The sequence below is a fragment of the Streptomyces vastus genome (assembly GCF_039532825.1).
Lineage (GTDB): Bacteria > Actinomycetota > Actinomycetes > Streptomycetales > Streptomycetaceae > Streptomyces > Streptomyces vastus.
This window is the reverse complement of record NZ_BAAASJ010000044.1, coordinates 155,758-178,091: the sequence shown is the minus strand read 5'-3', so window position 1 is coordinate 178,091 and position 22,334 is coordinate 155,758. Positions and strand designations below refer to the sequence as shown.

General features: G+C 69.1%; 26 protein-coding genes. 8 read left to right on the top strand and 18 right to left on the bottom strand.

Annotated features, from left to right (window positions below; translation table 11 throughout):
* The first annotated feature begins 219 nt into the window (after positions 1-219).
* Together ABD357_RS23405 and ABD357_RS23400 are read left to right on the top strand one after the other, a co-directional pair.
* Positions 220-468, top strand: a complete 249-nt coding sequence (locus ABD357_RS23405; protein ID WP_344392632.1) for a hypothetical protein — start codon at positions 220-222, stop codon at positions 466-468.
* A gap of 76 nt (positions 469-544) precedes the next feature.
* Positions 545-787 (top strand): hypothetical protein, encoded by a 243-nt coding sequence (locus tag ABD357_RS23400; protein ID WP_344392630.1) that lies wholly within the window; start codon positions 545-547, stop codon positions 785-787.
* A 241-nt stretch (positions 788-1,028) separates the two neighbouring features.
* On the opposite strand, the gene mutM is transcribed toward ABD357_RS23400, so the two are convergent.
* From mutM to ABD357_RS23355, 9 genes are all read right to left on the bottom strand, one after another.
* The gene (mutM, locus tag ABD357_RS23395; RefSeq protein ID WP_344392629.1) at positions 1,029-1,904 is read right to left on the bottom strand and encodes a bifunctional DNA-formamidopyrimidine glycosylase/DNA-(apurinic or apyrimidinic site) lyase; all 876 of its coding nucleotides are present in this window, start codon (positions 1,902-1,904) and stop codon (positions 1,029-1,031) included.
* 343 nt (positions 1,905-2,247) lie between these two features.
* Positions 2,248-3,063 (bottom strand): ribonuclease III, encoded by an 816-nt coding sequence (gene rnc / locus ABD357_RS23390; RefSeq protein ID WP_344392628.1) that lies wholly within the window; start codon positions 3,061-3,063, stop codon positions 2,248-2,250.
* A 19-nt stretch (positions 3,064-3,082) separates the two neighbouring features.
* Complete coding sequence (gene rpmF, locus ABD357_RS23385; protein ID WP_033321093.1) at positions 3,083-3,256, bottom strand: 50S ribosomal protein L32; 174 nt, start codon at positions 3,254-3,256, stop codon at positions 3,083-3,085.
* Between the two features lie 2 nt (positions 3,257-3,258).
* A complete protein-coding gene (locus ABD357_RS23380) occupies positions 3,259-3,903 on the bottom strand; it encodes a YceD family protein (RefSeq protein WP_344392626.1) in 645 nt (214 codons plus the stop codon).
* 172 nt (positions 3,904-4,075) lie between these two features.
* Positions 4,076-5,164, bottom strand: a complete 1,089-nt coding sequence (locus ABD357_RS23375; protein ID WP_344392624.1) for a F0F1 ATP synthase subunit B — start codon at positions 5,162-5,164, stop codon at positions 4,076-4,078.
* A 133-nt stretch (positions 5,165-5,297) separates the two neighbouring features.
* A complete protein-coding gene (gene coaD, locus ABD357_RS23370; RefSeq protein ID WP_344392639.1) occupies positions 5,298-5,777 on the bottom strand; it encodes a pantetheine-phosphate adenylyltransferase in 480 nt (159 codons plus the stop codon).
* A 26-nt stretch (positions 5,778-5,803) separates the two neighbouring features.
* Positions 5,804-6,391 (bottom strand): 16S rRNA (guanine(966)-N(2))-methyltransferase RsmD, encoded by a 588-nt coding sequence (gene rsmD, locus ABD357_RS23365; protein WP_344392623.1) that lies wholly within the window; start codon positions 6,389-6,391, stop codon positions 5,804-5,806.
* A gap of 45 nt (positions 6,392-6,436) precedes the next feature.
* On the bottom strand, positions 6,437-8,635 hold the full coding sequence (gene recG / locus ABD357_RS23360) for an ATP-dependent DNA helicase RecG (protein WP_344392622.1): 2,199 nt from the start codon (positions 8,633-8,635) through the stop codon (positions 6,437-6,439).
* Positions 8,636-8,744: 109 nt separating this feature from the next.
* Positions 8,745-10,511, bottom strand: a complete 1,767-nt coding sequence (locus ABD357_RS23355; protein ID WP_344392621.1) for a DAK2 domain-containing protein — start codon at positions 10,509-10,511, stop codon at positions 8,745-8,747.
* A gap of 254 nt (positions 10,512-10,765) precedes the next feature.
* Between ABD357_RS23355 and rpmB the strand changes: the two genes are divergently transcribed.
* Positions 10,766-10,951 carry a 50S ribosomal protein L28 gene (gene rpmB / locus ABD357_RS23350; RefSeq protein ID WP_003993230.1) on the top strand — a complete coding sequence of 62 codons (186 nt, stop codon included), beginning with the start codon at positions 10,766-10,768 and terminating at the stop codon, positions 10,949-10,951.
* A gap of 133 nt (positions 10,952-11,084) precedes the next feature.
* Here rpmB and thiD read toward each other — a convergent pair whose 3' ends face one another.
* Positions 11,085-11,909, bottom strand: a complete 825-nt coding sequence (gene thiD, locus ABD357_RS23345; protein WP_344392619.1) for a bifunctional hydroxymethylpyrimidine kinase/phosphomethylpyrimidine kinase — start codon at positions 11,907-11,909, stop codon at positions 11,085-11,087.
* Positions 11,906-12,871: a thiamine-phosphate kinase gene (locus ABD357_RS23340; protein WP_344392618.1), complete on the bottom strand. Its 966-nt coding sequence runs from the start codon at positions 12,869-12,871 to the stop codon at positions 11,906-11,908. The genes thiD and ABD357_RS23340 overlap by 4 nt, the downstream gene beginning before the upstream one ends.
* Positions 12,872-13,098: 227 nt before the next feature.
* Here ABD357_RS23340 and ABD357_RS23335 point away from each other — a divergent pair, with 227 nt between their 5' ends.
* Together ABD357_RS23335 and ABD357_RS23330 are read left to right on the top strand one after the other, a co-directional pair.
* The gene (locus ABD357_RS23335; RefSeq protein WP_344392617.1) at positions 13,099-13,332 is read left to right on the top strand and encodes an Lrp/AsnC family transcriptional regulator; all 234 of its coding nucleotides are present in this window, start codon (positions 13,099-13,101) and stop codon (positions 13,330-13,332) included.
* 20 nt (positions 13,333-13,352) lie between these two features.
* The gene (locus tag ABD357_RS23330) at positions 13,353-13,835 is read left to right on the top strand and encodes a DUF3515 domain-containing protein (protein WP_344392616.1); all 483 of its coding nucleotides are present in this window, start codon (positions 13,353-13,355) and stop codon (positions 13,833-13,835) included.
* 30 nt (positions 13,836-13,865) lie between these two features.
* Here the strand turns inward: ABD357_RS23330 and ABD357_RS23325 are convergent, their stop codons facing one another.
* Genes ABD357_RS23325 through ABD357_RS23315 form a run of 3 tightly spaced genes read right to left on the bottom strand, consistent with a single transcriptional unit; the run spans position 13,866 to position 16,885 of the window.
* Positions 13,866-15,023, bottom strand: coding sequence for a D-alanine--D-alanine ligase family protein (locus ABD357_RS23325; RefSeq protein WP_344392615.1), 1,158 nt, complete (start codon positions 15,021-15,023; stop codon positions 13,866-13,868).
* Between the two features lie 60 nt (positions 15,024-15,083).
* Positions 15,084-16,103 carry an NAD(P)H-dependent glycerol-3-phosphate dehydrogenase gene (locus tag ABD357_RS23320; protein WP_344392614.1) on the bottom strand — a complete coding sequence of 340 codons (1,020 nt, stop codon included), beginning with the start codon at positions 16,101-16,103 and terminating at the stop codon, positions 15,084-15,086.
* The gene (locus tag ABD357_RS23315; RefSeq protein WP_344392613.1) at positions 16,100-16,885 is read right to left on the bottom strand and encodes a lysophospholipid acyltransferase family protein; all 786 of its coding nucleotides are present in this window, start codon (positions 16,883-16,885) and stop codon (positions 16,100-16,102) included. Before ABD357_RS23315 ends, ABD357_RS23320 begins: the two co-directional genes overlap by 4 nt.
* A gap of 204 nt (positions 16,886-17,089) precedes the next feature.
* Between ABD357_RS23315 and cofC the strand changes: the two genes are divergently transcribed.
* Together cofC and ABD357_RS23305 are read left to right on the top strand one after the other, a co-directional pair.
* The gene (gene cofC / locus ABD357_RS23310) at positions 17,090-17,722 is read left to right on the top strand and encodes a 2-phospho-L-lactate guanylyltransferase (RefSeq protein ID WP_344392612.1); all 633 of its coding nucleotides are present in this window, start codon (positions 17,090-17,092) and stop codon (positions 17,720-17,722) included.
* A gap of 10 nt (positions 17,723-17,732) precedes the next feature.
* Entirely contained in the window at positions 17,733-17,936 is a 204-nt protein-coding gene (locus ABD357_RS23305; RefSeq protein ID WP_344392611.1) for a hypothetical protein, read from the top strand.
* A gap of 151 nt (positions 17,937-18,087) precedes the next feature.
* Here the strand turns inward: ABD357_RS23305 and ABD357_RS23300 are convergent, their stop codons facing one another.
* The 4 genes from ABD357_RS23300 to leuC all read right to left on the bottom strand — a co-directional run bounded on the left by ABD357_RS23300 (position 18,088) and on the right by leuC (position 21,412).
* Positions 18,088-18,699 carry an HU family DNA-binding protein gene (locus tag ABD357_RS23300; protein WP_344392610.1) on the bottom strand — a complete coding sequence of 204 codons (612 nt, stop codon included), beginning with the start codon at positions 18,697-18,699 and terminating at the stop codon, positions 18,088-18,090.
* Positions 18,700-18,837: 138 nt separating this feature from the next.
* On the bottom strand, positions 18,838-19,068 hold the full coding sequence (locus ABD357_RS23295) for an SCO5555 family protein (RefSeq protein WP_165258546.1): 231 nt from the start codon (positions 19,066-19,068) through the stop codon (positions 18,838-18,840).
* Between the two features lie 302 nt (positions 19,069-19,370).
* Positions 19,371-19,964 carry a 3-isopropylmalate dehydratase small subunit gene (leuD, locus tag ABD357_RS23290; RefSeq protein ID WP_344392638.1) on the bottom strand — a complete coding sequence of 198 codons (594 nt, stop codon included), beginning with the start codon at positions 19,962-19,964 and terminating at the stop codon, positions 19,371-19,373.
* An 11-nt stretch (positions 19,965-19,975) separates the two neighbouring features.
* The gene (gene leuC, locus ABD357_RS23285) at positions 19,976-21,412 is read right to left on the bottom strand and encodes a 3-isopropylmalate dehydratase large subunit (protein ID WP_344392607.1); all 1,437 of its coding nucleotides are present in this window, start codon (positions 21,410-21,412) and stop codon (positions 19,976-19,978) included.
* Between the two features lie 188 nt (positions 21,413-21,600).
* Here leuC and ndgR point away from each other — a divergent pair, with 188 nt between their 5' ends.
* Positions 21,601-22,317, top strand: coding sequence for an IclR family transcriptional regulator NdgR (ndgR, locus tag ABD357_RS23280; protein WP_015036427.1), 717 nt, complete (start codon positions 21,601-21,603; stop codon positions 22,315-22,317).
* Positions 22,318-22,334: the final 17 nt, after the last annotated feature.

Sequence of the window (22,334 nt, the reverse complement as noted above, 5' to 3'; positions counted from 1 at the left end):
CTGGTGGCACGGCCGCCCCCTCGACCGCACCAATCATTGCCACCTCGCCAGACTCCAACTACGCCTCGTCGCATGACAATTGGAATTAACCACCAAGATCCTGCGCCTGCCGAAAAACTCATCCGTCCTGGTGGGGGCTGGTGTATGGGTGGTGTCGAGCGCGGGCGCTTGGGCGGGTGCTCTGGGCACCTGGTGAGTGCCCCGGCAGGATGATCTGTCGTGCTGCTTCGACTTGCCTGTCTGGGGGTGGCGAACGTGTTCGCCCTGCTGCGGCTGCTGCCGATGAGCAACCAGGACAAGGACGCGGAGATCTTGGCGCTGCGTCATCAACTCACGGTGCTGGAACGCCAACTCGGCCAGGATCGGGTGCGGTTCGCCCCGAGTGACCGGGTGTTCCTGCGGGACCATCGCCGAGCGGCCGCCCCGGGCGCTTGGGGTGGGAACGGGCCGCGTGGCGGCGCGAGATGAGGTCGCGGTGCCAGCGCAGCACAGTGTCCGGGCGCACCAGCAGCCGTGCCCGGCATAGCACACCGCGCGGGAGCCGGTGCAGCAGCGCGGCCGTGCTGCGTCTGGCGCGGGAGATCTGCAGGCCGCAGCGCAGGTGGTCGAAATGCTACTCATCAAAGACCACAGCCGAATGAAGTTCTACGCAACGACACCCTACGACGGCACGCACGAACAGCAGCACAAGCTGCTGCCCATCTCTCACCCCGAGGACTGGGAAGTTGCGTCGGGGGAGTTCAAACGAGGCGACTACTGGAAGGAACCCGAGGATCAGGAATCCTGAGTCACACCATCGATCCCTCTGGAGCACTCAAGGGCACGAGTTGTGGCTGCCGCGCAGGGCCGACAGCCCACTCTGGCCACCCAACTGCCCGACTCACCGCGACAGTACAGGCACAACCTTTACGTGACAGCACCTGGACAAGCGCCGAACATGAACGTCAACGCGAAGTCAGACTCTTCCCTCATTGGAGTTGAACTTTGACGACGTCGGCCCTACGCCGCCAACGAAGTAGAACCGCTTCTCACCTGGGAAAACGCCCGCCGCTACTCTTCGGAATGGGCTGACACTTCGGGCAGAAGTAGGAGGAGCGGTTCATGAAAGGGGCTCTTCTGATCCTCGTTCCACACCGGTTACATGCCTGGTCAGAGCGCCCATAGACGTTCAATTCTCTACTGAAATAACCGGACTCTCCGTTCACGTTGACATACAGACTGTCGAAGCTGGTTCCGCCGGCGGTGAGGGCCTCGTACAGCACGTCCCGTACGTGGCCGAGGAGTTCGGCGGTGCGCGGGCGCGTGAAACCGGTGGTCGGGCGCTCGTAGTGCAGTCGCGCGCGCCACAGTGCCTCGTCCGCGTAGATGTTGCCGACGCCGCTGATCAGCGACTGGTCGAGCAGAGCGCGCTTGATGGTCGTACGTCTCCGCCGCAGCGCCTCATGGAAGGCGGCGTCGTCGAACTGCGGGTCCAGTGGGTCACGGGCGATGTGCGCGATGACATCGGGCAGCCCTTCGGGGGTGGTCGTGTGCAAGGAGAGCCCGCCGAAGGTGCGCTGGTCGACGAAGCGGAGTTCGGTGGTGAGGGTGTCGTCGAAGCGAACGCGGATGCGCAGGTGCTTCTCGTCGGGCGCGCCCTCCGGCTGGACGAGCAGCTGACCGCTCATACCGAGATGCGCGAGAACGGCACTCGGCTGATCCGCGAGCGGTAGCCAGAGGTACTTGCCGCGACGCTGAGGCAGCCCGATCCGGTGCCCCTTCAGCCGGGCTCCGAAGTCCTCGCCGCCCGCGATGTGCCGGCGCACGGCGCGCGGATGCAGCACCTGTACGTCGGCGACGATCCGTCCGCTGACCCAGCGCTCCAGACCGCGCCGTACGACCTCGACCTCAGGAAGCTCGGGCACGGTTTCTCCTCCGGATGCGTGGGCGCCCCGCTGGAAGGGCGGCTTGAGAACTGCGGGCCGTCCGTGGCTGGTCGCTCCCCACTCTCGGCTTCTCCCCCACTCTTGGCTTCGCTCGAGCGGGGGACCCCCATGAGCGGGAGGACCCATCGCGGCGGAGCCGCAAATTGATACAGCCCCGCGCCCCTATGGGGCGCGCGGTACTGCAGACCCACCGGACTCCGGCAAGCCCGCTCAGCGCCCGCAGCGTACCGCTGCCCTCGGGCGGGCCCGGCCGGGGCTGCTGAACACGGTCGCCCGCCCCCTCGGCCGGGGACGGGCGATCGGTGACGGCTGTGGCCGCGTATCAGGCGGGAGCTGCGTCCGGCCTCGCGGTCGAGGGGACGCCGACGTCCCCGTCGGCTTCCGTGACCGCCTTCGCGCGCTCGTCCGCGGCGGAGCGGATCTCCCGCCACGCGGACTCCGCGGCCTGCTGCTCCGCTTCCTTCTTGCTGCGGCCGGTGCCGGTGCCGTACGAGACGCCTCCGACGCGGGCGGCAGCAGTAAAGGTCTTCTCGTGGTCCGGGCCGGTTTCCGTGACCAGGTACTCGGGCACGCCGAGCCCCTCGGTCGCGGTGAGTTCCTGGAGACTGGTCTTCCAGTCCAGGCCGGCACCGAGATTCGAGGACTTCTCGATCAGCGGGTCGAACAGTCGGTGCACCAGCTCCGCCGCCGAGTCGAGCCCTTGGTCGAGATAGACCGCGCCGATCACCGCTTCGAGGGTGTCGGCAAGGATGGATGCCTTGTCCCGGCCGCCCGTGCCCTCTTCGCCCCGGCCGAGCCGGATGAAGGAGCCCAGGTCGAGCCCACGGCTCACCTCCGCCAGCGCACGCGAGTTGACCACCGCGGCCCGCAACTTGGCCAGCTGGCCTTCGGGCAGGTCGGGGTGGGTGCGGTACAGCGTGTCCGTGACCACCAGGCCGAGCACGGAGTCCCCGAGGAACTCCAGTCGCTCGTTGGTGGGCAGACCGCCGTTCTCGTACGCGTACGAACGGTGGGTCAGCGCACGCACCAGAAGGGCGGACTCGAGCCTGTAGCCGAGCCGCCCTTCCAGAAGCGTGTGGGACGAGGCTGTGTTGTCCGCCTTTTTCTTGGCGTGCGAATCCGCCTTGGCGTCAGACATGAAGCCTCTCACCAGCCGCTCAGACCTCGAGGACCTGGCGCTTGTTATAGGTGCCGCAAGCAGGGCACGCGATGTGCTGCAGCTTGGGCTCGTGGCAGCGCTCACACGCAACCAGGTTGGGGACCGCAGCCTTCCACTGCGACCGGCGGTGGCGCGTGTTGCTGCGCGACATCTTCCGCTTCGGAACAGCCACGGCTACTTCTCCTGCTTCTCGTCGACGCCCGATTCGGCGCCGCTGATCTCGTCCTTCTCGCCATCTTCGAGTGAACCGGCGAGTCCCTGCAGTGCCGCCCAACGGATGTCGACGGCGTCGTGGTGGTGGCCCGGTTCGTCCGAGAGACGCACTCCGCACTCGGAGCACAGTCCCTCGCAGTCTTCCTGGCACACCGGCTGCATCGGCAGTGCGAGCACCACCGCATCACGCAGCACAGGCTCGAGGTCGAACAAGCCGTCCTCGATGAAAAGCCTGTCCTCATCTTCCTCGGCGTCGTCGGCCGGTTCCGCTTTCGGGCGGCCCCGGTCGTCGGCGTCAGGGTACGAGAACATCTCCTGGAAGTCCGCTTCGAGCTCCAGCTGAAGCGGCTCCAGACACCTTACGCACTCCCCCTCGGCGACGGCCCGGGCGGTGCCGGTGACCAGCACACCTTCCATGACCGATTCGAGTCGGAGTTCGAGCTCCACCGGCGCGCCTTCCGGCACTCCGATGACTCCCTGGATACCGAAGTCCTTGGGAGCGCCGACCGCGCGGGTCAGCCGCTGCAGCGCACCAGGACGTCGCCCCAGCTCGTGTGTGTCGAACACGAGAGGGTTGCGGTGGTCGAGGCGGGCGTTCAGGGCCATTCCTGCTTTCGATCTTGAAACTCAGAGCTTCGCCGCCCCAGATGTTCCCGGGCAGCGTGGATCGCGGACGAACGCGCGACCGAAGAGCCAGGATACTGGACCTTGCGCTCTCGGCCCAATCCGGTGCGCACCGGCCGTCCAGGACACCGGCGTACGCCGCTGGGAGCATCCCTCAGCGTCCGCCGCGCTCCTGTTCGTACTGGCGCAGCTGCTCGGCGCTGATCATGCTTGTGTCGAAGAAGCTGGTCTCGTCGAGGGCGTGCGCCTGCGGCTCGGGCTGCTGCTGCCCGTAGGCCTGCTGCCCCTGACCGTGGTCGTATCCGGCCTGCTGGGCGTTCGGGTCGTAGGCCTGCTGCGGATAGGCAGCGTACGGATCGGACTGCTGCTGGTACGGGTATTGCTGCTGATCCTGTTGCCCGTATGGCTGCTGATAGCCGTACGCGTCGGTCTGCTGCTGATACGCGTACTGCTGCTGGTCCTGCCCGCCGTACGGCTGCTGGGCGGGAACGGCCGGGGCCGGTTCGGCGGGCCGGGCGGGGACGTCCGCGGGGGCCGCGAGGCCGTCCAGGTACTCGGCGTCCGTGGTGTGCTGCACGGGCGAACCGTCGTCCGTGAGCGCGCCCAGGTCGTCGGAGGCGATACGGCCGTGCAGCTTCTGACGGCCCCGGCCGACGGCCTCCAGGGTCTTGGCGAGGACGGCCTCGAAGGCGCCGAGCTTGACGTCGACGTATTCATCGGCGTTGCGGCGCAGGGTCTGGGGGTCGTGGCTGCGCTCGGGCGCGTCCTCGTCCTCGTAACCGTGCTCGTCGAGGCCGGGTCCGGTGCCGAGGAGCTTCTCGCGGCCCCGGCCGACGGAGCCGAGGGTCTTGGTGAGGACGACCTCGAAGTTGGCGAGCTTGGAGTCGACGTAGTCGTCGGCCTCCGCGCGGATCTCCTCCGCCTCCTTGCGGGCCTCGGCGAGGATGCGATCGGCCTCGTTCTGGGAGCGGCGGGCGATCTCGGTGCCGGAGACCAGCGAGCCGCGCTCGGCGTGCGCGGACTCGATGATCCGCTGAGCCTCCTCGCGGGCCTGCTCGACCAACTGCTCGCGGCCGCCGATGAGTTCCTGGGCCTGGGCGAGGGAGCCGGGCAGGGCCTGACGCACCTCTTCGAGCATGGAGAGCAGCTCGGCGCGGTTGACCACGCACGAGGCCGACATGGGCATGGAACGGGCGCTGCCGACCGCCGCGACGATCTCATCGAGCTTCTTCTGCACGTCCACCGTGTGCTCGCCACTCTCTACAGCTGTGATGGAGACGGACGGATCGACTGTACGGCCACTCCCGCACCGTCCGACACCGGGTGACGCACTGTCAGCCCGCAGGGCCCGTCCCGGTCTGCTCGAGGCGCCCGGCTCAGTCCTTCCTGAGGCGTTCGTTGAGAGCTTCGAGGACCACCGGCGGCACCAGGTGGGAGACGTCGCCGCCCCAGGCCGCGACCTCCTTGACGAGGGAGGAGGACAGGAAGCTGTAGGTGGGGTTGGTGGGGACGAAGAGGGTCTCGACTCCTGAGAGGCCGTTGTTCATCTGGGCCATCTGCAGCTCGTAGTCGAAGTCGCTGACCGCGCGGAGCCCCTTGACGATCGCGGGGATGTCGCGCTGCTTGCAGAAGTCGACGAGGAGGCCGTGGAAGGCTTCCACCTCGACGTTCCCGAACTCCGCGGTGACCTGGCGGATCAGGTCGATCCGCTCGTCGATCTCGAAGAGGCCCTTCTTGGACTGGTTGATCATCACCGCGACGTGCACGACGTCGTACAGCTTGGACGCTCTGGCGATGATGTCGAGGTGTCCGTTGGTGATCGGGTCGAATGACCCGGGACAGACGGCGCGGCGCAACTGAGGTCCCTCGCTCTCCGGTCCGGTCATCGTGCGTCTTCGCACGTAGAGGCGGCGCGACCGTACCAAAACGTTCCCTCGCCGTAACGACGGGAGCGCAGTGCCTCGAAGCCGCCGGGCCACCGGAATTCGCCGCCTCTAGTACTGCGTTCAACGGTGACGAGAGCTTCGCCCGCGAGCCAGCCCTCTGCACCGAGTGTGAGCAGTATCTCGCGAAGATCGTCGTCCGGGACGTCGTACGGCGGATCGAGAAAAATCAGGTCGTACGGGGCTGTCGGCGCCCCCGAGCGGATGATCTGCGCCGCTTTGCCGGATCTCACCTCGGCGCCGGGCAGCCCGAGCGTTTTCACGTTCTCCCTCAGGGTGCGCACCGCTCGGGCGTCGACCTCGACCAGGAGGGTGTGGCCGGCGCCGCGCGACAGTGCCTCCAGGCCCACGGCGCCCGAGCCGGCGTACAGATCGAGGACGCGCTCGCCCTCCAGGGGGCCGCCGAGCAGGGACTGCCAGGTGGAGAAGAGGCCCTCGCGTGCCCGGTCGGAGGTGGGCCGGGTACGGGTTCCGTGCGGGACGGCCAGGCGGCGTCCGCCGGCCCGGCCGGCGATCACGCGGGTCATCTCTGTCCTTGTCGTGGAACGAGCGGCTGTGACAGTTCCAGTCTGTCAGCCCTTCTCCAGATACTGCTCCCTCTCCTCGTCCAGCAAGGCCTGGAGGGCTGTGCGGAGGGCGGGCAGGCCCGTGAGATCGGGGTCCGCGGCGACGACCGCGGTCGCCTCCTCGCGGGCCTCGGCGATGATGTCCTCGTCCTCTATGACGGTGAGCATGCGCAGCGAGGAACGCACGCCGGACTGGGCCTGGCCGAGGACGTCGCCCTCACGGCGCTGTTCGAGGTCGATGCGGGACAACTCGAAGCCGTCGAGCGTGGCGGCCACGGCACCGAGGCGGGCCCGGGCCGCGCTGGCCTCCGGCATCTCGGTGACCAGGAGGCACAGCCCCGGAGCCGAGCCCCGGCCGACCCGGCCGCGCAGCTGGTGCAGCTGCGATACGCCGAACCGGTCCGCGTCCATGATCACCATCACCGTGGCGTTCGGGACGTTCACCCCCACCTCGATCACCGTCGTGGCGACCAGGACGTCCGTCTCGCCCGCGGCGAAGCGGCGCATCACGGCGTCCTTGTCGTCCGGCTGCATACGGCCGTGCAGCACCTCGACCTTGAGCCCTTGGAGCGGGCCGTTGGCGAGCTGGTCGGCGACGTCCAGGACGGCGAGGGGCGGACGCTTCTCGGCCTCGTCCTCGGTGGACTTCTTCTTGGCCGAGCCGTCCTCCTCGTCCCCGATACGGGGGCAGACGACGTACGCCTGATGGCCGCCCGCGACCTCCTCGCGCACGCGCTCCCAGGCGCGCGCCAGGAAGTGCGGCTTGTCGGCGGCCGGGACGACATGGCTGGCGATGGGTGAGCGCCCGGCGGGGAGCTGGTCGAGGACGGACGTCTCCAGGTCACCGAAGACGGTCATCGCGACCGTACGCGGGATGGGTGTGGCGGTCATGACCAGCAGGTGTGGTGGCCGCTTGCCCTTGCCGCGCAGGGCGTCGCGCTGCTCGACCCCGAACCGGTGCTGCTCGTCGACCACGACCAGGCCCAGGTCGTGGAACTGCACCTTGTCCTCGATCAGCGCGTGCGTGCCGATGACGATCCCCGCCTCGCCCGTGACGAGATCGAGAAGCGCCTGCCGGCGGGCGGCGGCGCCCATGGACCCGGTCAGCAGCACCACCTTGGTGGCCTGCTCGGCCCCGCCCAGCATCCCTCCCTCGGCCAGCTCCCCCATCATCTCCGTGATCGACCGGTGGTGCTGCTGGGCGAGCACTTCGGTGGGCGCCAGCATGGCGGCCTGACCACCGGCGTCGACGACGGCGAGCATGGCGCGCAATGCCACCAGCGTCTTTCCGCTGCCGACCTCTCCCTGGAGCAGCCGGTGCATCGGATGCTCGGTGGCGAGGTCGTCGAAGATCTCTTTGGAGACCTTTTGCTGGCCCTCGGTGAGGGTGAAGGGGAGCTTGGCGTCGAAGGCGGTGAGGAGGCCGTCCGGGGTGGGTTTGCGGGGGACGGCCGGGAGTTGGGCGTCCGCGTGGCGACGGCGGGCCAGGGCTACCTGGAGCACGAAGGCCTCGTCCCACTTGAGGCGGGCGCGGGCGTCTGTGTAGTCGGCCTGGGTGCGCGGCTGGTGGATCTTCAGGAGGGCTTCGGGGAGGGGGAGGAGATCACGCTCGTCCCTGAGCGAGTCCGGCAGCGGATCAAGGGCCTCCTGGGCGCTCGGCAGCACGGTCTGGATGGACTTGCCGATCTTCCAGGACTCCAGCTTGGCGGTTGCCGGGTAGATCGGGATGAGCGATCCGGCCCACTTGTCGATGGCCTCCTCACCGTCTCCACGGAGCAACTCGTATGCAGGGTGGGCGAGTTGGAGTCGGCGGTTGAAGACGGATACCTTGCCCGCGAACAGCGCGCGCGTGCCCGGCAGGAGATCCTTGTGCGGCTTGTGGGCGCCCTTGCCGAAGAAGACCAGCTGGAGACGGCCGCTGCCGTCCGTGATGGTCACTTCGAGGCGCTGGCCCTTCCCGCGGGGCGCCTTGGGCGAGGCGAATGTGAGCAGGCGGGCGTCGGCGACCTGCGCGACCACCGTGACGTGCTCGTCCATGGGCAGGTCGGCGAGGTGGGTGAGCTGGCCACGCTCCTCGTACCTGCGCGGATAGTGGTGCAGCAGGTCGCCGACGGTGTGCAGGCCGAGGTGCTCGGCCATCACCTTCGCGGTTGCGGGGCCGAGCACTTTCCTCAGTGGTTCATCTAGCGCGGGCACGAGATCCATTGCACACCACACCACTGACAATGCCGTATACGTCCCGGAAATCCGCTGGTCAGTCGGTTCCGCTCCCGAGCGGTTCGGCTTGCCCGAACCCACGCCCTCGGCTCCCGGGCTACTCCACGCCGATCAGCAGCAACGCGCCCTGTCGACCGCCCCGGTACACCACCGTGTCGACGGCCAGGTAGGACTCGCGTACCCGGGCTTCGAGGTGGGCGGCGATCGTGTCGGGAGCTTCCTCGCCCAGGACCAGGGTGACCATCTCGCCGCCCGCCGAGAGCATGCGGTCGAGGACGGTTTCGGCGGTGGCCGTGATGCCGGAGCCGATCACCGCGACATCGCCCTCTATGAGGCCCAGGATGTCCCCGGCCTGGCAGATGCCCGCCATGGTCCAGGACTCCCGTTCCGCGACGACGAGTTCGGCATAGCGGGTCGCCCCGGCCGCCGAGGTCATCGAGACGACGTCCTCGTCGAAGCGGCGCTCCGGCTCGTGCACGGCGAGCGCCGCGATCCCCTGGACCGCGGAACGCGTGGGAATCAGGGCGACCCGGACTCCGTCCGCGCGGACCTGCTCGGCCGCGGCGGCAGCCGTGTGCCGCAGTTCGGCGTCGTTGGGCAACAGCACCACCTCGCGCGCGTGCGCCCGCCGTATCGCCTCGACGAGCTCTCCGCTCGCGGGGGGCTCCTCCGGGCGCGCGAGGACGGTGGTCGCGCCGGCTTCGGTGTACAGCCCGGCCAGCCCCTCTCCGGGGACCACGGCCACGACCGCGCGCTGCACCCGCTCGCGGACCTGCCGCCCGGCGGCGCCCGCCATATGCGCGTCACCGGCCCCGAAGTGCGTGATCCGGATCCGGTACGGCCGCCCCGCCTCGACGCCCGCTTCCACGGCCGCGCCCGCGTCGTCGACGTGCACATGGACGTTCCACAGCCCGTCACCGCCGACCACGACGAGCGAGTCGCCCAGCCCGTCGAGCCGCTCCCGGAGCCGGTCCACGGCGGCGTCCTCCGCCTCCAGGAGATAGATCACCTCGAACGCGGGCCCGCCCTCCTCCGGAGCCGGGGCCGGGTCCGCGCACTCCCCCACGTCTCCGAGCGGCTCCACGGCAGCGGCCTCCACGCGCGCGTGCCCCATGAGAACCGGCACCGCCCCCGAGGCGCCGGGCGCCTCCCCTGTGAACGTCTCGACCAGCGCCGCCAGTACGGCCACGAGCCCGCGCCCGCCCGCGTCCACCACTCCGGCCCGCTTCAGGGCCGCCAACTGCCCCGGAGTCGCCGCCAGGGCGGCCCGGGCGCCCTCGTACGCCGCCCGTGCCACCGCCCCGCAGTCGCCCTCGGCCCCGGAGGCCGCGTCCGCGGCGGCCGAGGCGACCGTGAGGACCGTGCCCTCCACGGGGTGCGCGACGGCATGCCGTGCCGAGTCGGCCGCCTGCCTGAGGGCGAGCCGCAGTCCCCGGCCGTCGGTGTGGGCGCTCTCGCCGTCGGCGGCGAGCACCTGGGCCATGCCCCGCAGGAGCTGCGCGAGGATCGTCCCGGAGTTCCCTCGGGCCCCGATGAGCGCGCCGTGCGCCATCGCACGTACCGCGTCGGCGAGCGTCGGCCGCTCGACCGCCCCCGCCGCTCCTTCGCCGGAGGCACCGGAATCGCCAGAAGCGCCGGAAGCACCAGAGACTTCGGAGGCACCACCGGAGACCGCGTGCGCCGCGAACACCGCCTCGACCGCCCCGGCCGCCGACTCCACGGTCAGATACAGATTGGTACCGGTGTCCCCGTCCGCGACCGGATAGACGTTGATCGCGTCGATCTCCTCGCGCGCGCGGCCGAGTGCCTCGAGCGCGAGTCCGCACCAGGCGCGCACCGCGAGAGCGTCCAATGTCTGCGGCACCTGCGCCTCCTTGAGCAGCGAACGTGGGACGCAGCGTAGACCCGGGTCAGGCTTCCGCCGGCAGTGGGCCGGGGCGGGCCCCCGGGCCGACCATGGTAGTTTCGTTGCACGGACGCAGTCGTTGTATGCTGCTCCGGTTGCCCGATCCGATCGGGCCTTCCCCTGGCACCGCCACTCAGATCCTGGATTCCTAGATCTTGATCCCGGCATGCCGGGATCAACCGTAAGAGCATCTGAAGTCTTTGGAGTGACCCGTGGCTGCCAACTGCGACGTCTGCGGCAAGGGGCCGGGCTTCGGCAACAACATCTCGCACTCGCACCGCCGTACGTCCCGTCGCTGGAACCCGAACATCCAGCGCGTCCGTACCGTGGTGGGCGGGACGCCGAAGCGCGTAAACGCTTGCACCTCGTGCATCAAGGCCGGCAAGGTCTCGCGCTGACGCTCTGCTAGCGCGCGGCCACTGCTGGTTCGCTGCATGGCCGGTCCACCTGAGGGTGGGCCGGCTTTTTGCTGTGTCCAGGCGCATGCGCGAGCGACGACGTAAGCGTTTACGCAAAGGCTTGCGCAAGCGTTTACGCGCGCCCCGTCCTCCACCGCCACCCATGATCCACCGGCCCGATCCCGCCTCCCAGCGCGAACCCGTCGGCGATCGCCCCGGTCACATACTCCTTGGCAGCCGCCACCGCCTCCGGCACGGACTGCCCCTTCGCCAGCCCCGAGGCGATCGCGGACGCGAGGGTGCAGCCGGTGCCGTGGGTGTGCCGGTTGTCGAGCCGGGGGGCACGCAGCCAGTGCTCCTCGGAGCCATCGGTGAGGAAGTCCACGGCCTGGCCACCGCCCACCCGCCCTGCGTCACCGCTGAGGTGGCCGCCCTTGATGAGCGCCCACTTGGGGCCGTACGAGAGCAGGGCCGCCGCAGCCCGCCGCAGCCCGTCCTCCGACTCGACCCGTACGCCGGTGAGTTGGGCGACCTCATCGAGGTTCGGCGTCGCCACCGTGGCGACGGGCAGCAGCTTCGTGCGCACGGAATCCAGGGCGGATGCGGCCAGCAGCGAGTCCCCGTGCTTCGACACTCCGACCGGGTCCACTACGGCGGGCGCCTCCGTGCCCCCGATCAACTCGGCGACGGTCTCGACGAGTTCGGCCGAGGCCAGCATCCCGGTCTTGACCGCCTGCACCCCGATGTCGTCGACCACGCTGCGGTACTGGGCCCGCACCGCCTCCACCGGCAGCTCCCAAGCGCCTTGCACACCAAGGGAGTTCTGGGCGGTGACCGCTGTGAGCACGCTCATGCCGTGCACGCCGAACGCCAGCATCGTCTTCAAGTCGGCCTGGATTCCGGCCCCTCCACCGGAGTCGGAACCCGCAACCGTCAGCACACGCGGCGGAGCACTCATGACTCGATGTCCCCGAAGTGATCCCAGCCGCCCTTACTGGTCCACGGCGCCCCGTCGACGGTGACCTGGGGCAGCGCCGAGGGGTTGAGGACCTCGCCGATCACCTTCCAGCGGGCGGGCAGCTTCACGTCCGAGGGGAAGGTGGCGACGATCGCGTGGTCCTCGCCGCCGGTGAGCACCCACTGGAGCGGATCGACGCCGACGGCCTGCCCGATGTCGTTCATCTGCGAGGGGATGTCGACGGCGCCGGAGCGGATGTCGATCCGTACCTTGCTGGCTTCCGCGATGTGCCCGAGGTCGGCGATCAGCCCGTCGCTGACGTCCGTCATCGAGGTCGCGCCGAGCCCGGCGGCCGCGGGGCCCGCGTGATACGGCGGTTCTGGCCGCCGGTGGGCCTCGACGAAGGCACGCGGCGAGCGGAAGCCTCGCGAGAGCACCGCGTGGCCGGCCGCGGACCAGCCCAGCCAGCCCGTGACGGCGACGACATCGCCGGGCTGGGCGCCCGCGCGGGTGACCGGCTCGTGGTTGCGCAGATCGCCGAGTGCGGTGATCGAGACCATGATGGTGTCGCCGCGCACGACATCGCCGCCGACCACGGCCGCGCCCGCGACCTGGCACTCGTCGCGCAGGCCGTCCATCAGCTCGGAGGGCCAGGTGGCCGGGAGTTCGGCCGGGACGACCAGACCGAGCAGCAGCGCGGTGGGTACGGCGCCCATGGCGGCGATGTCCGCGAGGTTCTGCGCCGCCGCCTTGCGCCCGACGTCGTACGCCGTGGACCAGTCGCGACGGAAGTGCCGCCCCTCCAGGAGGATGTCGGTGCTCGCCACGACCCTGCGGTCGGGGGCGGCCACCACGGCGGCGTCGTCGCCCGGCCCGACGCGTACCGCCGGGGTGGTGGTGAGCCGTGAGGTGAGCTCCTTGATGAGCCCGAACTCCCCCAACTCGCCCACGGTTCCCTTCATTGTCGTACGTCTCCTTCTGTCACTGCCGCTGCCTGGCCTGTTACCTGCCGCTGCCCGGTCGCGAGCCGTCACGGTCCTGGGTACGGTCGAGTCGACCGGCAACTTCTGTCGTCCATGCACCTCGGCGTGCAAGATCGGCCCCCGCGGGTCTCCCCGCGGTGAGCGGCGACGCGATACCGTGGCGTTCCTTTTCCCCACATGATCCTCGTGGCCGCCCTGGAGGTTCCGTGGTACAGGCGTACATCCTGATCCAGACGGAGGTCGGCAAAGCGTCGACCGTCGCTGAGACGATCAGCAAGATTTCGGGGGTGATCCAGGCCGAGGACGTGACCGGACCGTACGACGTGATCGTGCGGGCCCAAGCCGACACCGTGGATGATCTCGGCCGCTTGGTGGTCGCGAAAGTCCAGCAAGTGGACGGCATCACCCGTACCCTGACCTGCCCGGTGGTGCACCTGTAGCCCCCGTCTACCCTGTGCCGGTGAACTTGTTCCGTTCCCGGCTGTTCGGTCTTCCCGCCCTCGTCCTGCTGATCTCCGCCACAGGCTGCTCCTCGGCAGACGACAGCGCGTCGGCCGCGGTTCCCAGCCCGGGCGCGTTGGTCACAAAGCTGTGCCAGAACCTGGACGAACGGCTGCCGCCGAAGGTGGACGGTCTCGACCGGGAGGATCCCGAGCCCCGGTCCACGCTGACCGCGGGCTGGGGAGGCCCGGCGATCATACTGCGCTGCGGCGTCGGACGGCCCGCCGAGATGCTCGACCCCAAGGCGTCCACGACCGAGGTGAACGGCGTGGCCTGGCTCGTACAGGAACAGGACGACGGTTCGTACGTCTTCACCACGGGCCTGCGCAGGGCGTACGTGGAGGTCGCGTTCAACAAGGAACAGGCCGCGAAGGGCGCGGGCCCGCTCGTCGACTTCGCCGAGCCCATCAAGAAGGCGATCCCCGAAGGGATCGCCGACTAGATCGCACTCCACGAAGGGGATCGCCAGGGCTCAGCGCAGCCCCGTGGAGCGCCGCAGCGCCGCCTGCACCAGACGGTCCACCAGCTCCGGGTAGCTGACCCCGCTCTCCTGCCACATGCGCGGGTACATGGAGATGGGTGTGAAGCCCGGCATCGTGTTGATCTCGTTGATCACGAAGTGGCCGTCCTCGGTGAGGAAGAAGTCCGCGCGTACGAGACCCTCGCACGACGCCGCCTCGAAGGCCGCGACCGCCAGCCGCTGCACCTCGGCGGTCTGCTCCTCGGTGAGCGGCGCGGGCACGATCCCGGGGGCGGAGTCGATGTACTTCGCCTCGAAGTCGTAGAACTCGTGGGACTGCACCGGCGGAATCTCGGCGGGCACCGAGGCGCGCGGCCCGTCCTCGAACTCCAGGACCCCGCACTCGATCTCGCGACCGCGCAGCAGCGCCTCCACGATGATCTTCGGGTCGTGCTGCTGGGCCGCCGCGATCGCCTCGTCGAGACCGCCCAGATCGTCGACCTTGGTGATGCCGATCGACGACCCCGCGCGCGCGGGCTTCACGAAAAGCGGCCAGCCGTGCTCGCCCGCCAAGTCGACGATCTTCCTGCGTGCCGCCGCTTCGTCGCGCTCCCACTCGCTGGGGCGGATCACCGTGTACGGGCCGACGGGCAGCCCGAAGGAGGTGAACACCCGCTTCATGTACTCCTTGTCCTGGCCGACGGCCGAAGCGAGCACACCCGAGCCGACGTATGGGACACCGGACAGCTCCAGGAGGCCCTGGAGGGTGCCGTCCTCGCCGTACGGGCCGTGCAGCACCGGGAAGACGACGTCCACCTCGCCGAGCGCCTTGGGGACCGAACCGGGTTCGCTGTAGACGACTTCGCGGTTGGAGGGGTCGACGGGGAGGATCACCCCGCCCTCGTCGGACTCGGCGAGCTGTTCCACGCTCGGCTGGCGCCGGTCGATGATGGCCATCCGCTCCGGCTCGTCCGCCGTGAGCGCCCAGCGGCCGTCCTGGGTGATGCCGATCGGCAGGACGTCGTACTTCGTCCGGTCGATGGCGCGCAGGACGGCGCCGGCGGTGACGATGGAGATCCCGTGTTCGGAGCTGCGGCCGCCGAACACGACGGCCACACGCGGCTTACGAGGCTTCTGCCCAGGGCTCTGGGGGAGGTTCTCGGTGCTCATATCGCGTTGAGAGTACCCGTTGGTAGTGCGATGAGTCAGCGCCCGCCGGGCTCCCGAGTGTCAGTGCCGCTCCGGCTTGGCGCTGCGCGCCATCAGCTCCTTGAGGGCGACCACGGGCGGCTTGCCGTCGTGGACGATGCCGACGACCATCTCCGTGATGGGCATGTCGACGCCGTGGCGGTGGGCCAGATCCAGCACGGACTCACAGGACTTGACGCCCTCCGCGGTCTGTTTGGTGACCGCGATGGTCTCCTGAAGGGTCATGCCCTTGCCGAGGTTGGTGCCGAAGGTGTGGTTGCGCGAGAGCGGTGAGGAACAGGTGGCCACGAGGTCGCCCAGGCCCGCGAGTCCGGAGAACGTCAGCGGGTCGGCGCCCATGGCGAGGCCCAGGCGGGTCGTCTCCGCCAACCCGCGGGTGATGAGCGACCCCTTGGCGTTGTCGCCGAGCCCCATGCCGTCCGCGATACCGACGGCGAGGCCGATCACGTTCTTGACGGCACCGCCGAGTTCGCAGCCGACCACGTCGGTGTTGGTGTACGGGCGGAAGTACGGCGTGTGGCAGGCGGCCTGCAGGCGCTGGGCCACCGCCTCGTCGCTGCACGCGACCACCGCGGCGGCCGGCATCCGGGCGGCGATCTCCCGGGCGAGGTTGGGGCCGGTGACGACCGCTATGCGGTCCGCGCCGACCTTGGCGACGTCCTCGACGACCTCGCTCATCCGCATCGCGGAACCGAGTTCGACGCCCTTCATGAGCGAGACGAGTACGGTGCCGGGCGCGAGCAGACCGGTCCATTCGGCGAGGTTTCCGCGCAGCGTCTGCGAGGGGATGGCAAGCACGGTGAAGTCGGCGTCGTGCGCCGCCTCGGCCGCGTCCGTGGTGGCGCGCAGGTTCTCGGGGAGTTCGATGCCCGGCAGGTAGTCGGGGTTTGTACGCGTGGAGTTGACCGCTTCGGCGAGGTCGGCCCGCCGTCCCCACAGGGTCACCTCGCATCCGGCGTCGGCGAGCACCATGGCGAAGGCCGTGCCCCACGATCCGGTCCCGAAGACGGCCGCCCTGACGGGCTTGCCGGATGTCGTCACTTGCCGTGCCCCTCTTCCTGTTCAGTCTTTGCGTGTGGCCGCGTTTCGTGGGCCCGCGCCCTGCGCCGCTGCTCGATGCGTACCTGCTTCGGGTCGTACGGCGTCTGGGGTGCCTTCTCGCCGCGGATCACCTCCAGCTGCGCGGTGATCGCCGCCATGATGACCTCGGTGGCCTCCTTCAGGACCTCCGGGGTCATCTCCTTGTCGTAGAAGCGCGACAGATCCACCGGGGGACCCGCGAGCACGTGATGGGTCTTGCGGGGAAGGATGTTGAGTTTCTTGGCGTAGGGCGGCAGCAGCAGGTTGGCTCCCCACTGGGCGACCGGAATCACCGGGCACTTGGTCTGCAGCGCGACACGTGCGGCACCGGTCTTGCCGGTCATCGGCCACTGGCCGGGATCGCGCGTAATGGTGCCTTCCGGATAGAAGGCGACGCACTCCCCGCGTTCCACGGCGTCGATAGCGGCCCGGAAGGCGCTCAGCGCGTCGGTGCTCTCGCGGTACACGGGAATCTGTCCAGTACCGCGCATCGCGGCCCCGACGAATCCCTTTTTGAAAAGCCCGGCCTTCGCCAGAAAACGTGGAACGCGCCCGGTGTTGTACTGATAATGCGCGTAGGCGAACGGATCGACATGTGAATTATGGTTCACCGCGGTGATAAATCCGCCCTCAGCCGGAATGTTTTCCATTCCACGCCAATCCCGCTTGACCAGAACCACCAGCGGTGGTTTGCAGAGGACCGCTGCGAAGCGGTACCAGAAGCCGATTCTGCGGCGGGGCACGCGGACACCTTTCTCCAGGACCTGGGTGGGCCGCACAAGTGTCGCTCCAGGCCGACGGTCTGTCGAGAACACCGTACGCCCGCCCGTCTCCCGCCACCGCCCTTGCAAGGAGCTTCGCCCCCCTCCCTCTTCGCTGCCCCCGCCACGGCGTCTCACTCACTGTCCAGGTCACAATGGGCGCTACAAGAGAGGGACGGAACGCTGGTGCAGTGGACCTTGGTCATACCCCTGAAAGCCCTCACGCGGGCGAAGAGCAGGCTGTCGGACACCGCCGCCGACGGACTGCGCCCCGGGCTCGCCCTCGCCTTCGCGCAGGACACCGTGGCGGCGGCCCTCGCCTGCGCCGCGGTAACCGATGTGGCGGTCGTCACGGACGACGTGCTGGCCGGCCGCGAACTGGCCGCGCTGGGCGCCCGGATCGTCCCGGACGAGCCCGCGGGCGGCCTGAACGCCGCCCTCGCACACGGGGCGTCGCTCGTACGCTCCCAAAGCCCCGGAAGCCCTCTGGCGGCCCTGAACGCCGATCTCCCCGCACTGCGCCCCCTGGAATTGGCCCGCGTCCTCGACGCGGCCACCGAATTCCCTCGCGCCTTTCTCGCGGATGCCGCCGGAACCGGCACGACTCTGCTGACCGCGTCCGCGGACCGTGAATTGCTCCCCGCATTCGGCCCGGACTCCCGGACCCGCCACCGGGCCTCGGGCGCCGTGGAACTCCCCCTGGAGGCAGTGGATTCCGTACGTCAGGACGTGGACACCGGCGACGACCTGCGAGCGGCTCTGGCCCTGGGTGTGGGCCCTCGCACGGCTGCGGCGGTCGCAAACTTGAACGTCGCCTAGTCTGGGCCTCATGCAAGCGACCGCGTATACGTACGACCCCGAGACCCGTAGCGGTCAGGTGCTGCTCGATGACGGCACTCCGGTGCCCTTCGACGGCCCGGCGTTCGAGGCCGGCGGGCTCAGGCTGTTGCGGCCGGGGCAGCGGGTGCGGATCGAGACGGAGGGCGAGGGGGACGCGTGCCGGATCACCCTGGTCACGCTGCAGACCCTCTGAAGCCCCCTTGAAGACGCCCTGATGACCCCCTGAAGGCACCCTGAAGACCCTCAGGGCCGTATCCAAGCCCCAAAGATCTCTGAATACGCCGCGGGCCGGGCTCTCTTCCGTGTGGAGCCCGGCCCGGCGCGTGAGTGTCCCAGCGCCCTGTCTACCGGCGGGCGGTGGTCTTCTTGGCGGTGGTCTTGCGCGCCGTCGACTTCTTCGCGGGCGCCTTCTTGGCGGCCCCCTTCTTGGCGGCGGTCTTCTTGGCCGCAGCGGTCTTGCCGGTCGCCGCCTTCTTGGTGGTGGTCTTCTTGGCCGCGGTCTTGGCGGTCGTCGCCTTCTTGGCGGCGGTCGTCTTCCTGGCCGTGGTCTTCTTGGCGGGCGTCGCCGCCTTCTTGGCGGCGGTCCTCTTGGCCGCCGCCTTCTTGACCGTGGCGGCAGCGCCTCCGGACAGGCTGCCCTTGGGCGCCTTCTTGACCGCCACATCGTGCTTCGGGAGTTTCTTCGAACCGCTCACCAGGTCCTTGAAACCCTGACCCGCGCGGAACCGCGGCACGGAGGTCTTCTTGACCCGAACACGCTCCCCGGTCTGGGGGTTACGTGCATAGCGGGCCGGACGATCGACCTTCTCGAAGGAACCGAAACCGGTGACCGAGACCCGTTCCCCCGCGACAACCGCACGGACCACGGCGTCCAGTACGGCGTCGACCGCGTCGGCGGCCTGCTGACGCCCGCCGACCTTGTCCGCAATCGCTTCTACGAGCTGCGCCTTGTTCACGTCTTCCCCTTCGGAGACATTGCCAGAACGAAAGTGTTCAAGCTTTTTCGCACGTTAGGCAGATATATACCGCAAATCAAACACGAAACGGGCTAATCACCCTAGTGCCGCAACGAACCAGGACTGTCGCAGAGTTCCTCAGAGACCTTCTTCGGGGAATCGCCCCTCATCGAGGTCCGCGGTGAACCGCTCCAGACGCCTTGTCGCATCGGCGAGGTCGTGCTTGGCCACGGCCGTAATGACCAGCAGCTTCCGGGTCAGCGCCATCCGTACGCCCTCCGGGACTTGCAGTGCGCGCACCCTTGCGTGCGCTTCCTTGAGTTGGGACGCGACTGCCGTATAGAGCTCGAGTTGGCCGTCGTGTTCCATGCACAGATTGTGCCATCTGGGGCGAGTTGTCGCCTGCGGTGGGGGTAACTGCCGCCTCCCAGGCGCTTCCCGCACCCCTCCGCACAAGGCTGTGCCAAGGCTCGACTACCCCAACAAACCCCCTTGAAACAAGGGGAGTTGAAGCCAATCAGAACAGGCCCCTGACCTCGCCCTCCGACACATACGGCAGTACCCCCAACCGTCCACGATTGGGGGTACTGAGGTCTGTAGAGGTGGCTGGAATCAGCCTTGCGGGCTTGGGGTCCGTTCGCCCTTCGGACTCCGGGCCCCAGAGCGGCCGCTCAGACTTGGAGCGTCCGCGGCTTGTAGGCGGGCCGCTTGGACTCGTACGTGGCGATGTCAGCCTCGCTCTGGAGCGTGATGCTGATGTCGTCGAGCCCGTTCAGCAGCCGCCAGCGGGCGTTCTCGTCGAGCTCGAAGGATGCGGTGATGCCCTCGGCGCGAACCTCACGCGCCTCAAGGTCAACAGTGACCTCAGCCTGCGGGTTGCTCTCCGTGAGTTCCCACAGCGCGTCCACGATCTTCTGCTCCAGAACGACTGTGAGCAGACCGTTCTTGAGCGAGTTGCCGCGGAAGATGTCCGCGAAACGCGACGAGATGACGGCCTTGAAGCCATAGTTCTGAAGCGCCCACACGGCGTGCTCGCGCGAGGACCCCGTACCGAAGTCGGGACCGGCGACGAGGACCGTGGCGCCCTTGCGCTCGGGCTGGTTGAGGACGAAGGACGGGTCCTTGCGCCAGGCCTCGAACAGTCCGTCCTCGAAGCCGTCCCTGGTGACCTTCTTGAGCCAGTGGGCGGGGATGATCTGGTCGGTGTCGACGTTGCTGCGGCGCAGCGGGACAACCCGTCCGGTGTGTGTGGTGAATGCTTCCATGGCCATGGTTCTCAGACTCCAGCGGGCGTACGGACGGCAGACGACGAGTCGGACAGGTCGGCGGGGGACGCCAGGTGGCCGAGCACGGCGGTGGCGGCGGCGACCTGCGGCGAGACCAGGTGCGTACGGCCGCCCTTGCCCTGCCTGCCTTCGAAGTTGCGGTTGGAGGTGGACGCGGAGCGCTCACCGGGGGCCAGCTGGTCGGGGTTCATGCCCAGGCACATCGAGCAGCCCGCGTGCCGCCATTCGGCGCCGGCCTCCTTGAAGACGAGGTCCAGTCCCTCCTCGACGGCCTGCAGCCCCACGCGCGCGGAGCCGGGAACGACCAGCATCCGTACGCCGTCGGCGACTTTGCGGCCCTCGACGATCGCGGCGGCAGCACGCAGGTCCTCGATACGGCCGTTGGTGCAGGAGCCTACGAAGACGGTGTCGACCTTGATGTCGCGCAGCGGCTGTCCGGCGGTCAACCCCATGTATTCCAGGGCCTTTTCGGCGGCATGGCGCTCCGAAGCGTCCTCGTACGAAGCGGGATCGGGGACGGACGCCGAAAGCGGCGCTCCCTGGCCGGGGTTGGTGCCCCAGGTGACGAACGGCGCGAGAGAGGCGGCGTCGATGACGACCTCCTCGTCGAATTCCGCGTCCTGGTCCGACTTGAGGGTCTTCCAGTACGCGACGGCGGCGTCCCAGTCCTCGCCCTGCGGGGCGTGGGCACGGCCCTGGATGTACTCGAAGGTGGTCTCGTCGGGGGCGATCATGCCCGCGCGGGCGCCGGCCTCGATCGACATGTTGCAGATGGTCATCCGGGCCTCCATCGAGAGCTTCTCGATGGCGGAGCCGCGGTACTCCAGGATGTAGCCCTGGCCGCCGCCCGTACCGATCTTGGCGATGATCGCCAGGATCAGGTCCTTGGCCGTGACGTCCTCGGGCAGTTCACCGTCGACCGTGATGGCCATGGTCTTCGGGCGGGCCAGCGGCAGCGTCTGGGTGGCCAGCACATGCTCGACCTGGGAGGTGCCGATGCCGAACGCCAGAGCACCGAAGGCGCCGTGCGTGGAGGTGTGCGAGTCGCCGCAGACGACGGTCATGCCGGGCTGGGTGAGGCCCAGCTGCGGTCCCACGACGTGGACGACGCCCTGCTCGACGTCGCCGAGCGGGTGCAGGCGTACGCCGAACTCGGCGCAGTTCTTGCGCAGCGTCTCCAGCTGGACGCGCGAGACCGGGTCGGCGATGGGCTTGTCGATGTCGAGGGTCGGGGTGTTGTGATCCTCGGTCGCGATGGTGAGGTCGAGGCGGCGCACGGGGCGCCCCGCCTTGCGGAGGCCGTCGAAGGCCTGCGGGCTGGTCACCTCGTGCAGCAGGTGCAGATCGATGAAGAGAAGGTCGGGCTCGCCCTCCGCGCGCCGGACGACATGGTCGTCCCAGACCTTCTCCGCGAGTGTCCTACCCATCGCTTTCCCTCCGGCCGGCCTGTCTGGCGCCGGCCCAACTAGAGACTTCGGGATGGCCGCGTCCGTCACCCCCGCACCGGACGTCTGCCGCCGGGCCCGCTGGTCCACGGGCCGTTGTACGTACAGGGTGGCGCGTTCCACGGAAAATTGAACTTGCGTTTCACAGAGTGAGACGCGAGTATCGTTGCATGGACAACAGTAGCGGCGTCGGCGTTCTGGACAAGGCAGCCCTTGTCCTGAGCGCCCTGGAGTCCGGTCCGGCCACCCTCGCGGGCCTGGTCGCGGCGACCGGACTGGCACGGCCGACGGCACATCGCCTCGCCGTGGCACTTGAGCACCACCGCATGGTGGCGCGGGACATGCAGGGCCGTTTCATTCTCGGTCCGCGGCTGGCCGAGCTGGCCGCGGCGGCGGGCGAGGACCGCCTCCTCGCCACCGCGGGGCCGGTCCTCACCCACCTCCGTGACGTCACGGGCGAGAGCGCGCAGCTCTACCGCCGCCAGGGCGACATGCGTATCTGCGTCGCCGCGGCGGAGCGTCTGTCGGGCCTCAGGGACACGGTCCCCGTCGGGTCGACGCTCACCATGAAGGCGGGATCCTCGGCCCAGATCCTGATGGCCTGGGAGGAGCCGGAGCGCCTGCACCGTGGCCTGCAGGGCGCCCGCTTCACGGCGACGGCACTGTCGGGCGTACGTCGCCGGGGCTGGGCTCAGTCGATCGGTGAGCGCGAGCCGGGCGTCGCGTCCGTCTCCGCGCCGGTGCGCGGGCCCTCGAACCGGGTGGTGGCCGCCGTCTCGGTCTCCGGGCCGATCGAGCGCCTGACCCGGCACCCGGGCCGGATGCACGCCCAGGCCGTCATCGACGCGGCCGCCCGCCTCTCGGAGGCGCTGCGCCGCACCGGCTGATACACCGAGTCGATCCG

What these genes read in the sequence shown, in the direction of transcription:
- rnc (WP_344392628.1), bottom strand. Translation starts at nt 3,063, where the DNA reads ATGTCTGACGCCAAGGCGGATTCGCACGCCAAGAAAAAGGCGGACAAC.
- rsmD (WP_344392623.1), bottom strand. Translation starts at nt 6,391, where the DNA reads ATGACCCGCGTGATCGCCGGCCGGGCCGGCGGACGCCGCCTGGCCGTC.
- ABD357_RS23295 (WP_165258546.1), bottom strand. Translation starts at nt 19,068, where the DNA reads ATGGAACACGACGGCCAACTCGAGCTCTATACGGCAGTCGCGTCCCAA.
- ABD357_RS23380 (WP_344392626.1), bottom strand. Translation starts at nt 3,903, where the DNA reads ATGGCCCTGAACGCCCGCCTCGACCACCGCAACCCTCTCGTGTTCGAC.
- leuD (WP_344392638.1), bottom strand. Translation starts at nt 19,964, where the DNA reads ATGGAAGCATTCACCACACACACCGGACGGGTTGTCCCGCTGCGCCGC.
- recG (WP_344392622.1), bottom strand. Translation starts at nt 8,635, where the DNA reads ATGGATCTCGTGCCCGCGCTAGATGAACCACTGAGGAAAGTGCTCGGC.
- leuC (WP_344392607.1), bottom strand. Translation starts at nt 21,412, where the DNA reads ATGGGTAGGACACTCGCGGAGAAGGTCTGGGACGACCATGTCGTCCGG.
- ABD357_RS23305 (WP_344392611.1), top strand. Translation starts at nt 17,733, where the DNA reads ATGCAAGCGACCGCGTATACGTACGACCCCGAGACCCGTAGCGGTCAG.
- ABD357_RS23325 (WP_344392615.1), bottom strand. Translation starts at nt 15,023, where the DNA reads ATGAGCACCGAGAACCTCCCCCAGAGCCCTGGGCAGAAGCCTCGTAAG.
- thiD (WP_344392619.1), bottom strand. Translation starts at nt 11,909, where the DNA reads ATGAGTGCTCCGCCGCGTGTGCTGACGGTTGCGGGTTCCGACTCCGGT.
- ABD357_RS23340 (WP_344392618.1), bottom strand. Translation starts at nt 12,871, where the DNA reads ATGAAGGGAACCGTGGGCGAGTTGGGGGAGTTCGGGCTCATCAAGGAG.
- ndgR (WP_015036427.1), top strand. Translation starts at nt 21,601, where the DNA reads ATGGACAACAGTAGCGGCGTCGGCGTTCTGGACAAGGCAGCCCTTGTC.